At 68.6% G+C, this 12,158-nt stretch carries 11 protein-coding genes and 1 pseudogene; 11 read left to right on the forward strand and 1 reads right to left on the reverse strand.

Going from position 1 to position 12,158, the window contains the following annotated elements; translation table 11 throughout:
• Positions 1–148 precede the first annotated feature (148 nt).
• Positions 149–484, forward strand: a complete 336-nt coding sequence (locus LCE31_RS28105; RefSeq protein ID WP_225019083.1) for a hypothetical protein — start codon at positions 149–151, stop codon at positions 482–484.
• Between the two features lie 469 nt (positions 485–953).
• On the opposite strand, the gene LCE31_RS28110 is transcribed toward LCE31_RS28105, so the two are convergent.
• Complete coding sequence (locus LCE31_RS28110; protein WP_225019085.1) at positions 954–1,154, reverse strand: hypothetical protein; 201 nt, start codon at positions 1,152–1,154, stop codon at positions 954–956.
• Positions 1,155–1,276: 122 nt separating this feature from the next.
• On the opposite strand from LCE31_RS28110, the gene LCE31_RS28115 reads away from it, so the two are divergent.
• From LCE31_RS28115 to LCE31_RS28160, 10 genes and pseudogenes are all read left to right on the forward strand, one after another.
• The gene (locus LCE31_RS28115; RefSeq protein ID WP_225019087.1) at positions 1,277–1,507 is read left to right on the forward strand and encodes a hypothetical protein; all 231 of its coding nucleotides are present in this window, start codon (positions 1,277–1,279) and stop codon (positions 1,505–1,507) included.
• A gap of 191 nt (positions 1,508–1,698) precedes the next feature.
• Positions 1,699–1,968, forward strand: coding sequence for a helix-turn-helix transcriptional regulator (locus LCE31_RS28120; RefSeq protein WP_225019089.1), 270 nt, complete (start codon positions 1,699–1,701; stop codon positions 1,966–1,968).
• Between the two features lie 1,035 nt (positions 1,969–3,003).
• Positions 3,004–5,355: a hypothetical protein gene (locus tag LCE31_RS28125; RefSeq protein WP_225019091.1), complete on the forward strand. Its 2,352-nt coding sequence runs from the start codon at positions 3,004–3,006 to the stop codon at positions 5,353–5,355.
• On the forward strand, positions 5,352–5,615 hold the full coding sequence (locus LCE31_RS28130) for a hypothetical protein (RefSeq protein WP_225019093.1): 264 nt from the start codon (positions 5,352–5,354) through the stop codon (positions 5,613–5,615). The genes LCE31_RS28125 and LCE31_RS28130 overlap by 4 nt, the downstream gene beginning before the upstream one ends.
• Before the next feature lie 116 nt (positions 5,616–5,731).
• Entirely contained in the window at positions 5,732–6,646 is a 915-nt protein-coding gene (locus LCE31_RS28135; RefSeq protein ID WP_225019095.1) for a sigma-70 family RNA polymerase sigma factor, read from the forward strand.
• Between the two features lies 1 nt (position 6,647).
• Positions 6,648–7,475 (forward strand): hypothetical protein, encoded by an 828-nt coding sequence (locus LCE31_RS28140; RefSeq protein WP_225019097.1) that lies wholly within the window; start codon positions 6,648–6,650, stop codon positions 7,473–7,475.
• Between the two features lie 434 nt (positions 7,476–7,909).
• On the forward strand, positions 7,910–8,953 hold the full coding sequence (locus LCE31_RS28145; protein WP_225019102.1) for a hypothetical protein: 1,044 nt from the start codon (positions 7,910–7,912) through the stop codon (positions 8,951–8,953).
• Positions 8,954–9,029: 76 nt separating this feature from the next.
• Positions 9,030–10,415 (forward strand): replicative DNA helicase, encoded by a 1,386-nt coding sequence (locus LCE31_RS28150; RefSeq protein ID WP_225019099.1) that lies wholly within the window; start codon positions 9,030–9,032, stop codon positions 10,413–10,415.
• A 380-nt stretch (positions 10,416–10,795) separates the two neighbouring features.
• The gene (gene tpg / locus LCE31_RS28155) at positions 10,796–11,350 is read left to right on the forward strand and encodes a telomere-protecting terminal protein Tpg (RefSeq protein ID WP_225019100.1); all 555 of its coding nucleotides are present in this window, start codon (positions 10,796–10,798) and stop codon (positions 11,348–11,350) included.
• Positions 11,351–11,457: 107 nt separating this feature from the next.
• Positions 11,458–12,018: pseudogene (locus LCE31_RS28160) on the forward strand (IS256 family transposase); the annotation flags it as partial.
• Positions 12,019–12,158: the final 140 nt, after the last annotated feature.

Consider the following 12,158-nt stretch of genomic DNA (forward strand, 5'->3'; position numbering starts at 1 on the left):
CGCGCCCCCCCGCGCGCGGGGGGGGGGGGGGCGGGCGCCCCGCCCCCCCCGCGCCGCCCCCCCCGCCCCCCGGCCCCCCGCCCCCCCCCCCCCCCCCCCCCCCCCCCACCTCGTTGACACCTTTGAGTCTCTGGAGACCGATCCCCACATGAGCACCGAGAAGCGGCTCAGCGCCCCCGAGTTGGTGGACGAGATCCGCAGTGCCGTCGCCGCGACGACCGGCTGGGTCCCCATGCTCTCGGGCCCGGACGGTCCGACGGGCGTTCCCACCGAGGCACGCCTCTCCGAAGTCGCGCGGAGCCTGCGCGAGTTTGCGGAAGCTCCGACCATGCCCTCCGCCGTAGCGCAGCAGCTGCGCAGGGCCGCGGAGTCGGCAACCGTGGCGGTCCCGGCAGACTCCGCCACGGCATACGGCCACCTTGGAGCGGCGTACGCGTACGTGGTCCAAGCCCGTCGCGCGGCCAGCGACGACACGACCGCCTGACCCCGAGCCCCGAAAGCACTGTGAAGGAGGAGCCGTGAGGAACTCGCTGCACTCCTCTTTCGCGGCCGCTGTACGGACCTCAGCATGCGCCGTTCGCCTCCCCGTGGGACGTGGATCGACTCGTGTGAACGGCACACACCGTGCGCCTCTTGAGACGCTGCGCAAAGTGACGACCGGTGGTGACATCCCGAATGTCACCGCCACTTGTCACCTCCGCGCGATCAAGGGGCCGTGCCATGCTCGGCCGCGGAAGGGCCAGCTTCCGCTCCTCGGGCATCACCTTGGCGAGGCGCAGGCTGCGCCGCTGGACCGTACGGGGAAGGGAAACCGCAATGGATGAGCGTCCCGACTGGGCACGGCGCATGGTCGAAGAGCGCGCGGCACGCGACTGGTCGCAGGCCGACGCGGTGGATCGGCTGATGGTCCGACTCCCCGAGGACCATGAGGTCAGCAAGCAGGACATGTTGCGTCAGTGGAAGAGGTGGGAGCGCGGTGACGCCCAGCCGACGAAGTACCAGTCGGCCATCGCTGCTGTCTTCAACACGACGACCGGTGCCTTCTTCCCCGAGCGGGGGCGTCGTGACGGGCGAGCCGAGATTTTGCAGGTCAGCGGCATGGACACCGTCGACATCATCGCCCGGCTGCGCGCCTCAGACGTCGACGTGGCCACCCTGGACGCCCTGCGAATCACCGCAGACAGGCTGTGCTGCGAGTACGCGTACATGCCTGCCGGAGCTGGCCCGCGAAGTGATCCGGGCGGGAACGGACTTCGACGGGACGGAGCGGTCGCCCATGCGGATCGCGGAGGCCCGGGTCACGCTGGGCGTGGTCGCGGCCCGCGAGGGCGATCTGGACTCGGCGCTGGCCTTCGGCGAGCGAGCGCTAACCGGTGGCCGGCGCTCGTTGCCGTCACTGGCGATGGTGTCCGCCGACCTCGGACAAGCGCTCCAGTCCCAGTACGCCCACGCCTCCGAGGCCCAGGCTTTTGTCGCCCACCTCCGCGAACTGCGAGGCGGCCAGTGACCCGTCAACCGGCCCTCGTCCCGGGTCAGGATCGGGGTGCGCTTCCCGCGTGGCGGAACAGTCATCGGCAAGAGGCGGGGAGTCGGGCGGGGGCGGTCGGTATCTCATGCGGCAACACGCTCGTTCTCGATACCGAAGATCGTCCCAATCATGTATCTTTTCAGGAATCATTGCCTACGGTGGAGGTTCCGATGCCTGATCCGCTGAGGCGAATTGACGCCCTGGTGGAGGAAGACACCCTCCCCACACTCAAGGTGCGGCAGCGGCTCCGGCTCGCCGCCGGCCTCACGCAGACCGAAGTCGCTGAAGCCATCGGGGTCAAGCGTCTGGCGATCGCACGCTGGGAGGCTGGGGCCACCCAGCCTCACCGGGAGAACCGCCGCGCCTACGCGCACCTGCTTCGGAAGCTGGCGGAAAAATACCCGGACGCCGCCATCGAGGAGGCGTCCAATGAGGGATGACTCCGCGATGCCTCCCCTTTTCGGGCTCGCCGACTCCGCCTTCGGCATCGAGGGGGTCGGGATGACCTAGGTCATCGGCCGCGCGTGCCAAAAGAGTGGACTGGTAATCCACTCCGGCCCCGCGCGGCCCGTCAGCGCCGACCACTCACACATCAGGTCGGCTGCCTGGTCCCGGTTGGCCCCGGTTCCAGGCTCCAGCTCACTGAGCTAGTTCTTCATATGTAGCAACACCGCACGTCGGCAGTGCCCCGCACCGGTCCGCAAGGACCGAGCGGTGCCGCAGTCGCCCCTCTGGCAGGGGGCGGCCGCACGCTCCAGAAGCCCCTGGCAGGGCCAATAGAGCACCCGTCCGAATCACTTCAAGGAAGACAGGAGGCCGCCTCTGGTTCTTCGTCCGACGCCCGCTCCTCACGGAGGGGGCGCATACCTCCACACGAACGGGCAGGCCAGCCCCGAGGGGCTTGGTCGGTCCACGCATATGGAAGCTGGTCTCTTCATAGTGCCCGATCTGGTGTCCCCCTGTCAGCTCGACCCTGTCCGTTTCACACCGGTTCACGTCGAGCGATCGTCCCGTGTGACGGACTTCGCGCCCGGCTTCTCCCTTTCTGAGATTTTTGTACAGGAAGTGGATCTTCCGGTAGGAAGCTACAACTGCGGCGCTTTCGGGGTGGGTTTTCTGAGCGGAGCCGCGGTGCCTGCCGCGCCGTCGAACGGCGTTCGCCGGTCCGCTCTCGTGGTCCACAGGACTGCCGCTGATCTCCGGTCTCTGTCCACAGGGGGATTCCCCGAGGCTGTCGCGATGATCGTTCGCGCCTGCCCGCTCGTGTCCGTGCATCGCTCTGTCGTGGTGGGGGGCCGATGAGCGCCGTGGCGGCGTCGACCGCTGTGCTCCCCCACCCGCGTACGGAGTTCGCCGGCGGGGCGTCGCGTCGTCGGCTGCGGTCCGTCCCTGCCGGACCGGTCCCGGAGCGGGCGGCGGGTCATCCGCTGTCGCTCGGTCGGGACGCCCGCGCCCGTCTGGGTGGCGCGGCGCGCGTGCTGCTAGACGTGCCCGGCCTGGACGGTGCGTCCGACGCGGTGCGTCTGGCGGTGCTGGTGCTGGCGTCGCGGACGCCGTCGGAGACCGGTGTGGTGGAGATCCGCACCCCGGAGTTGGGCCGGTGGCTCGGGCTGTCCGCGTCGTACGTGGCCTCCGAGGTGGTGCCGGGGCTGCGCCGCTCGGGCGTGGTCGACGTGGACACCGCGGAGGGCGACTACGGCCAGGACGTCGGCCTGAAGTGCAAGGTTTTGCCGCTGTGGGACGCGTCCGGCTTGATCGGTCATCCGCTGGCGCTGGCGAAGAAGGAGTTCGCGGTGCTTCAGCGGCTCGTGGAGGCCGTGATGGCGCCGGGCTGGACGCACCGGGACGGCCGGGTCACTCCGGCCGGGCTGATCGGTACGCGTACCGGTCGGGGTGCGGCGACGGACCGGCTGGCGCTGTTGCTGCTGGTGCTGGAGGCGCGGGAGACCGGGCGGGTGCGGCAGTGCGGTGGGACGGTGGACAGCAAGCGCGGTCGGGCGGCGGCGACGGTGGCCCGGCTGCTGGGCTGCTCGGCGTCGGCAGGGGAGCGGGTGCTGGAGCGCCTGGAGGACCGGGAGTTGGTGCTGCGGGTGCGTCTGAAGACGGGCTCGGGCATGCGGAACCGGTCGCGGCTGATGGTGCCGGCGGTCGCCGCCGCGCACGGTCGTACGGTCGCCGACGGCGTCCAGGAGGACCGTGCGGAGGGCCTGGAGCCCGAGTTTTCAGACCCCGACGGTGCGGCAGGGCCTGGTGAGACGCCGGAAGCGGCGACGGAAGCCCAGGTCAGCGGCGTGTCGGTGACGGATGTGACGGAAGTTGCAGAGCCCGACGTTGCGGCAACCCTTCACACTGACCACCCTCACCTGGTTACTCCGGTCCTTGCCCCCGCTCTCTCTGGTGGCTTTTCCGGCGAAGGCCGTGGTGGGTCCGGTGATCTGCCGGACCGCGCGAGCGTGCACGAGGATGGCGGCCCGCTCCGCGGGGAAAAGCCGAAGGATTCCCCGGTCGATGAGCGGGTGAAGCAGCGCGATGCCGGGACTGGTGCCGGTAGCCGACCGAAGGCCGCGGGGTGGGAAAAAGCGCAGCAGCAGAGACGGGTGGGCCTCCCGGCTGATCTTCGTCTGCGGGTAGCTCTGGGGCCGGTCTCGTGGCTGTGGGAGCGCCTGTCCGGCTGGCAGCAGGACCAGGTGGAAGCAGCCGCCAAGGCGGAGCTCGCGCAGCTGGCGGGCCTGGGTGTGGCGCCGGAGGGTGCGCCGCGGCTGCTGGCCGACCGGCTGACCGACCGCCTTCAGGAGACCGGCGGCGAGGCAATGGTCGACAAGCCGTTCCCGTGGCTGATCCGCCGGGGCCTACCCCAGCGCCGGGCCTGCTCGCACCGCAAGTGCGACGACGGGGTCCTGCTCGACACGGGCGAGGACTGCGAGAACTGCGGCAACGTCCTCCACCTGCGCCGTGCCTGGCGTGCCCGGATCGGCGCGGACATCGACCGGGAGCAACCCGGCCTGGCCGACGACGAGCGTCGCCGCGTCCTCGAGGAGCGGCTGCGCGAGCACACTGCTGTCGAGGCGGAGGACCTCGCGTGGCGCCAGGAGCAGGCCCGCGCGGAGCGGTCCCGGCGCGAGGCGGCCCGTGCGGCAGCCGCTGAGCAGGCCGAACGCGAACGGCAGGCCGCGGCCGCCGCCGACGCGGTCCGCCAGGCGCTGGCGTGCGAGGACTGCGGGCGCGGCCGGGCGGCCGGGCTGTGCGAGGCGTGCGACCACCGCCATCAGACCGAGGCCCTGATCGGGGAGGCCGGCCTCCTGGCGGCCGCCGGGTCCGCCGACCTGAGCGACCCGGCCAGCATCGCGGCCGCCGTCGCCGGGGCCCGCACGGCCATCGGCGACAGCACCGCCGCCACCTGGCAGGAGTTCCTCCAGATCACCGACGCGGCCGCCCTGGAGGCCGATCCGCAGGCGGCCGCGGACGCCTACGCGTTCACCGCGTTCCAGAGCGCGCAGCAGGCCGTCGGCGAGTACCAGGACACCGCCCTGGCGATGCTGAGCCGCACCGTGGAGGCCGAAGCCGAAGCCCGGCGGGCGTACCGCGCGGAGCAGGGCCGCCCGTGGTTCCGGCACAACCCGTCCGGCGCGGACGCGGTCGCCGCCGCGACGAAGGCCGCCGACTCGGCCCGGGAGCGCGTAGCCGAGTACCTGCTGGCGGCGCGGCTGGAGCAGCTGCGCGAGCGGGCCGTGGCCCGGACCGAGAGGCCCGCGTCGTGGACCGAGCGGCTGCCCGGCCTTGCCGCGCGTCCGCTGGACGGCGACACCTCCGGGGCGGTGATCGCGTGACCGGCGAGCTGAGCGGCGTCGACCTCGCCCGCCAGGCCCTCATCGCGGCCCGGGAGGCGGCGAAGAAGAACGGCGCCACCCAGACAAAGAAGCCCAAGCGCCGCACTGCCGTCGTACGGCGCGACGGCCGCGAGCCGCTCGGGCTCGGTGCGGCGATCGGCATGATGAAGCTCTCGACCCCGGCCGCCCCGGGGGGCGAACGACTACCAGGCGTTTGGGCGCTGACGTGCAGATATAGCGAACACAACCGAATGATTTAGCGCCCTAAACCTTTCGACTACCGAAACCATAGGGCTCGTCACGACGTGCGTCAACCACCTTGAACCCATGGTATTTAATGAGGTAAACAGGAGCCCATGAAGGAAGGGAGGCCCGCATGGAGCAGAGCGATACGGCTCTGACAGCGCTGAGGGAGCCGTTCGACGCGGCTTTTGACGTCGCCTTGTCTCAGTTGAAGGAGCTGTCCGACCCCTTGGAGCGGGCAAGAGCCGCGCATGCGCTCGTCGGCGAAGTCCAGGACTACGGCAACGAGTTCCAGGCGGTCCGCAACGAAGCCATGAACGAGACGTTGCGCGTGGGCCGGCTCAACAGCACACAGCTGGCCTCCGAGCTCGGCATCAGCAAGGGTCGAGTGAGCCAACTCGCCAAGGGGGCCCCACCTGAGCGGTTGTTCCTCGGCTCGGGAAAGATCGTCGTGGCGCTTGCGGAGAAGCTGGAAGACGGCAAGCTGCAAGACGGGCGCGACAAGCGCGTGCAGGGCCCGGTCATCGCGACCGAAGACGTCCAGACCTATGAGCATCTTCGCGAGCTTGCAGAGGAGGTCGGCCTTGAAGCCTCCTTCGAGCGCATTCCACTGGGCGGGAATGTCCGCCTGAATCGGAACAATCTTGTTGTCATCTGCGGTCCCCGGCTCTCCCCGCTGATCGAGCAGATCCTCGAGGGTGATCCTCACCTGCGGTTCGACAAGGATCAGGATGGGTGGCACCTCGTCGATCGGACCACGGGGCAGGTGTACCGGTCCCCCATGGGTCGTGGCGATAATGGCGACATCGCATATTTTGGCCGTCTTCCTCGGCCAGATGGTCAAGGGACCTTTCTCTACATCGCAGGCATCCATGCTCGAGGGTCGGGCGGCGTGATCCACTGGCTCAATAAGGAGCTGGCTAACGTGCATCGCGAGCTCAAGGCGAAGCGCTTCTCCACCCTTATCGCCAGCCGGTTCGACTCGCAGAACCTGGAGATCACGGAAAGCGAACGCATCACTCCGTTCTACCGCCCAGAAGGGGCCTGACATGCAAGTATCCATCGCATCGACTCGGGGCGTGGGTGCCGCCAATGAGGATGCGGTTCATGTCAGCCCCACCGGAGTGGTCGTGCTGGATGGCCTGTCCGCCCCTGAAGATCTCCCTATGGGGTGCCTGCACGGCACTCCGTGGTTCGTACGCCAACTCGGCACCCGACTGCTCAACCTGATCGGCGATCACAATGTCTCGCTGCGTGAGGCTCTCAGGAGTTCGATCTCGGGAGTCAACGATCTACACCGCGACACCTGCAAGTTGGACCAGGACGCTGTCCCCGCTTCGACAGTCGTCATGATCCGCGAACGCAGCAGCACTCTCGACTACCTCGTTCTGTCCGACAATGTCCTAGTACTTGACCTAGGGGATGACGGCATCAGCTCGATCGTGGATAAGCGTGTGGAGGAGGTCGCCGCGAACGAGATGCGGTTGGCGCTCCAAGGCCCGACCGGCACGCCCGAGCATGCTGCGCGGGTATCAAAACTCGTTGCCGTCCAGCGGCGCCTTCGTAACAAGCCTGACGGCTACTGGGTAGCCGCTACTGACCCGAATGCTGCAGACGAAGCGATCGTTGGTTCCCTGCCGCTCTCACGCGTCCAGCAGGCCGCCTTGCTCACCGATGGGGCCAGCCGGCTCGTTGAGGCGTTCGGTGCTCTCGACTGGGCTGGCCTCCTGGAGTTCCTACGCACTGAGGGCCCCGCCGCGCTCATTGCTAGGACCCGCGAGGCCGAACTGGCCGACCCCGTGGGCGCCCGCTGGCCGCGGTTCAAGCGCTCAGACGATGCCACTGTCGCCTATGTCACCCACTTGAGTGACACCTGACGCAGGTCACGCGCCCCATTGCACCACGGCGGGCCCCAGCCGGCCCGACGACGAACCGACTTAGCAGAGGATGTACCTGTGCCGCCATAGAAACGCCGAACGGCCCCGTCGCCACAACGGGGCCGTCTCTCAGCAATCGACTCGCACGGCCTACCAAAGCTCGAGTCGTGTCCGGTGAGGTGACCTCGCCGGGGTGATGCCCGCAGACCTCGCGGTCTGTATGGGTCACCTGCACCCAGGATACGGGTCCCGCCCCGCCGGAGACCAGTATTGCTCTGTGTACCCCTCAGGTCACACGTCCGGCCACGGCTCCCCTAACAGGGGAGATAGATCCTTATGCACCGCCCGCACGACCCTCGTAGTTACCCGCCACTCGGGATCTCGGCTGCTGCCTCCCGCAGCCTGGCGACGGCATCCGAGGGGGCCCTGTGAAGATGTCCGCCGCGGAGTTCACGTCCTCGACCATCCAGCGGGCGTGGGAGCCCCCCGAGGAGGTGGTGGTTCCGTACGCACTCGCCTATGACCCGGTCCTCCAGCCGGAGGACTACGGAGTCCTGATCAGGCTGCTTCTGCGCGATCCCGGCAAGCCGGCGGGTGTTCTGGCCTTGGCTGAAGAGTTCCAGGCCTCCGGCTGGAAGATGGGCGCTTCCCGGCTGCGTGGCGTGATGGCACGGCTGAAGAAGGCCGGACATGTGAGCCACCGCCAAGCGGGCTACGACCCCGGGACGAGGCGCCCATCATGGGCGTTCGCCGTCTACCGCAACCCTGCGAACAACCCCGAGTACGTCGAGTCGGGCACGGCTGCCGCGTCGCAGGTCAGGCCGATGGTGCGAAATCCAACAGATGAGGTGGCGTCCCACCCTTCCGACAGGTCGTATTCCAACGTATGCGCACGTCAGGTCGACGATGCGAAATCCAACACGTCGGCAGCCGACAGTGCGGTTTGCAACACGTCGGAATCCAACGTATGCGCAGGTCAGGCCGACGATGCGAAATTCAACACACGGGTCGCTCCCCCCCCACACCCCCCGGAGGAGGTAACTACCTCCTCCCCCCTCCCCCTCACTGACATCTCTGGCAACAGGTCGGTGCCGTCACCGAGGGGGGAGGAGGAGGGGGCCGGCTATGCCGAGGAAGACCTGCGGGCCGCCGCCGATGTTCTGCAGTTGCTGCCGGATCCATGGACCCAGGGCAGGCCCAATGCGTTCAAGCTGGCGCCGAAGCTCCTGTCAGTCATGGGTGAGCAGGGCTGGCCCGGCATCCACGAGGTGGACCGGGCGCTGCTGACGCGGCAGCTGTCGAAGAACGCGCACCGGGTCGGTAACCCGTACCGGCTGCTGGCCACGGACCGGATTCCGAACCTGCCGCGCTACGCGGCTGTGGCCGCGGCGGCGTCTTCCAGCAGCTCGGAGGACCGGTGCGCCAAGCACCCGCAGTACCGCGCGGGCAACCGTTGCGTGCTGTGCGTCATGGCCTGACACACAAAGTCAGGGCGGACCGCCGTTAACGGTCCGCCCCGTGCCCCTGCCCGATGCACCGAACAGGAGACCTCCAGTGTCCAGCACCCAGGACCGCTCCGCCCACTCCCCCGCCGCGGACGCCGATGAGCGCGAGCTCGCGCCGGCCGTCGGGTTTCTGCGCACACCACCGCAGAGCTTGGAAGCCGAGCAGGCCGTGCTCGGTACCCTCATGAGCAGCACCGGCGCCTCGAAGTGGTACTTCGAGGAGACCCTGGAGACCGGGATCGTCGCTGAGGAGTACTACCGGCCCGCCCACACGACGATCCACCGCGCCATCTGCCATCTGCGCGCCACCGGCCAGGAGGCCATCGACCCGGTAACGGTCACGGCCGAGCTCGCCAAGCGCGGTGAGCTGGCCATGGTCGGCGGCGCCTCCTACCTGCACACCTGCGTCCAGGCAGTGCCCACGAACGCAAACGGCCCCCACTACGCGGAGATCGTGCGGGCCAAGGCGTACCGGCGTGCGGCGATCGAGTCGGCCCAGCGGATCTTGCAGTACGCCTACAGCGAGGAAGGCGATGAGGCCGACGTGCGCGGCCTGGTCGAGCAGCAGCTCACCGACATCGCCGCTGGCACGCCCGGCCTGCATGCCACCCCGCCGCTCGTGGACGACTTCTACCTCGACTACGTCGCCGAACTCGAAGACATCCAAACCGGCCGCGAGACAGGCCTGACCTACGGCCTTCCCGACCTGGACGCGGTCACGTCCGGGATGTGGCCCGCCAACGTCACCGTCATCGCCGCCCAGTCCGGCGTGGGCAAATCCACGCTGGCCCTGAACGCGGCCGTGGCGGCTGCCAAGGCCGGGGCGAAGGTGCTGTTCTCATCGCTGGAGATGAGCAGCACGGAGCTGATGCACAAGATCGTCGCTGCCGAGGGCTCGCTCGCCATGCACCACCTCACCCGCCAAGGCGGCCTGGGCCCGGAGGGTTGGAAGGAAGTCGAACGCCTCGGGCGTGAGCTGTTCAGGACGCTCCCGCTGCGGGTCTACCGGCCCGACAGCGCCAGCCTGCGCGACATCGAGTCCGCGGCCCGCTCCTGCGTGCGCAGCGACGGCCTGGACGTCCTGGTCGTGGACTACCTCCAGCTCGTCGAAGTCGAGCACACCCACAACAGCACCCGCGAACAGGCCGTCGCCGCCGTCTCACGCGGCCTCAAAAACCTCACCGTCGAGTTGGATTGCCACGTCATCGCCCTGTCCCAGCTCAACGACGACGGCATGATGCGCGAATCCCGCGCCATCAAGAACGACGCATCCGTCGTCATCAAGGTCGAGCGCCCCGACGCGGACGATCCCGAATCATCGCGCGCCGGCGAGGTCGACCTCGTGATCGAGAAGAACCGCTTCGGACCGAAGGCCACTCTCACCGTTGCCGCGCAACTGCACTACAGCCGCTTCGTAGACATGGCGCAGAGCTGATCACCCCTTGTGGGGTCTCAAATCTCGCGGCACAATCTCACGATCTTGGCATCGAACGCGGCATCGAACGGAGAAACCGCAGTTCAACGGCTCGCCAGGTTCGGCGAGTCGGCCGAGGCCGTAGGAAATGCCACGGCTCGTGAGACTGGGCGGCTGTGCCATCGACCTGAGACAGGTGAAGAACCGCAGGTCGACGGGCACGGCCTGTGCCACGAGCGGCGAGAACCTACACCCCTCACAGCACAGCCAGGAAACAGGCTGTGCGCCCCGTACGCGGACGATCACCCGCCCCGGAGCCCCTTTCCCATCCGGGGCGGAGATCGGCCCGCTACGGCCCGTACAGGCGATCATGCTCGGATTCCTCGAAGGGAGCCCCGCTCGTGGGCATCATCCGCGACAGCCTCGACGCGGCCGCCGCACGCACCGCGACCCGGCCGATCCCGAAGTCGGCCGGTGCGCAGATGCGCTTCCTCGTGCGCCAGGCCGGCGGCACGCGCGCGGTCGCGCAGCTGCTGGGCATCTCCCAGCGCACGGTCGAGCGCTACGTGCGCGACCAGATCCGCCGGCCCCGCCCCGAACTGGCCGACCGGCTCGCCGGCGAGGTCCGCCGGCGGTGGCAGCCGCGGGTCGCGGCCCGCGCCCGCCAGCAGGCCGCGACGTCGACCGGCATCGTCGTCACCACCCGCGCCCGCTTCGGCTACAGCGCCCCGATCGGCACCAGCGACGACCCGCGGCAGCGCTGGATCACTCAGGCGCTTCCGCCCACCTACGCGGCCCGGCTGTTCGACGCGCACCGTGCCGGAGCGACGGAAGACCAGCTGCAAGCCGTCATTGCCGAGGGCCTGCGAGACATGTATTTCCAGGACGGAGGCCGCCGCGCGAGCGGTCTCCACGTGGAATTCACCGACGTCGAATCCGCTGAAATCGACTATTAGAAAGGCCGGGCATGAGTACCAGTGAATTCCGCACGGACAGTGTCGCGCTGGTCGTGGACGAGCTGTTGCAGCGGCTCCGCGCATTCAGGGCGGCCCTCTTGGACGGCCGGAGCGAGGACGACGTCCTCATGCTGGTATGCGACGGGCTGAAGGGGCTTCCCGACGCGGTGGAGACCGTCTGGCCCCGCACCACTGTCCAGACCTGTGTGGTCCACCTGCTGCGGACCTCCTTCCGCTATGCCGCCCGCCAGGACTGGGACAAGATCGCCAAGCTCCTCAAGCCCGTCTATACCGCGGCGACCGAGGAAGCCGCACTCGAGCGGTTCGCGGAGTTCGCCGACGCGTGGGGCAAGAAGTATCCGGCGATCGTCCGGCTCTGGGAGAACGCCTGGGAGGATTTCACTCCGTTCCTCCGGTTCGACACCGAGATCCGCCGCATCGTCTGCACGACGAACGCAATCGAGTCGGTGAACGCCCGGATTCGGCGGACGGTCAAGGCTCGCGGGCACTTCCCGAACGAGCAGGCCGCCTTGAAGTGCGTCTACATGGCGATCATGTCGCTGGACCCAACCGGCAAGGGCCAGGCCCGCTGGACCATGCGCTGGAAGACCGCCCTGAACGCCTTCGATATCACCTTCGACGGCCGCCTCTCCGCAGCACGCCAGTAACCCTCAACCACCCCAGTTACACCGCTCTTTTGGCTCTGTTCCGTAGTCGGTGGTGACGGCAGGTGACAGGCGTCGTTGATGTTGTATGCGAGATGTCAACTCCCTTGTTGCAGTGGTGTTTTCAGGACTCTCGGCGCTGG

Origin of the sequence: Streptomyces sp. 8L, from assembly GCF_020176795.1 — a bacterium.
Classification (GTDB): Bacteria; Actinomycetota; Actinomycetes; order Streptomycetales; family Streptomycetaceae; genus Streptomyces.

What these genes read in the sequence shown, in the direction of transcription:
- LCE31_RS28145 (WP_225019102.1), top strand. Translation starts at nt 7,910, where the DNA reads ATGTCCGCCGCGGAGTTCACGTCCTCGACCATCCAGCGGGCGTGGGAG.
- LCE31_RS28120 (WP_225019089.1), top strand. Translation starts at nt 1,699, where the DNA reads ATGCCTGATCCGCTGAGGCGAATTGACGCCCTGGTGGAGGAAGACACC.
- LCE31_RS28105 (WP_225019083.1), top strand. Translation starts at nt 149, where the DNA reads ATGAGCACCGAGAAGCGGCTCAGCGCCCCCGAGTTGGTGGACGAGATC.
- LCE31_RS28115 (WP_225019087.1), top strand. Translation starts at nt 1,277, where the DNA reads ATGCGGATCGCGGAGGCCCGGGTCACGCTGGGCGTGGTCGCGGCCCGC.
- LCE31_RS28140 (WP_225019097.1), top strand. Translation starts at nt 6,648, where the DNA reads ATGCAAGTATCCATCGCATCGACTCGGGGCGTGGGTGCCGCCAATGAG.
- LCE31_RS28135 (WP_225019095.1), top strand. Translation starts at nt 5,732, where the DNA reads ATGGAGCAGAGCGATACGGCTCTGACAGCGCTGAGGGAGCCGTTCGAC.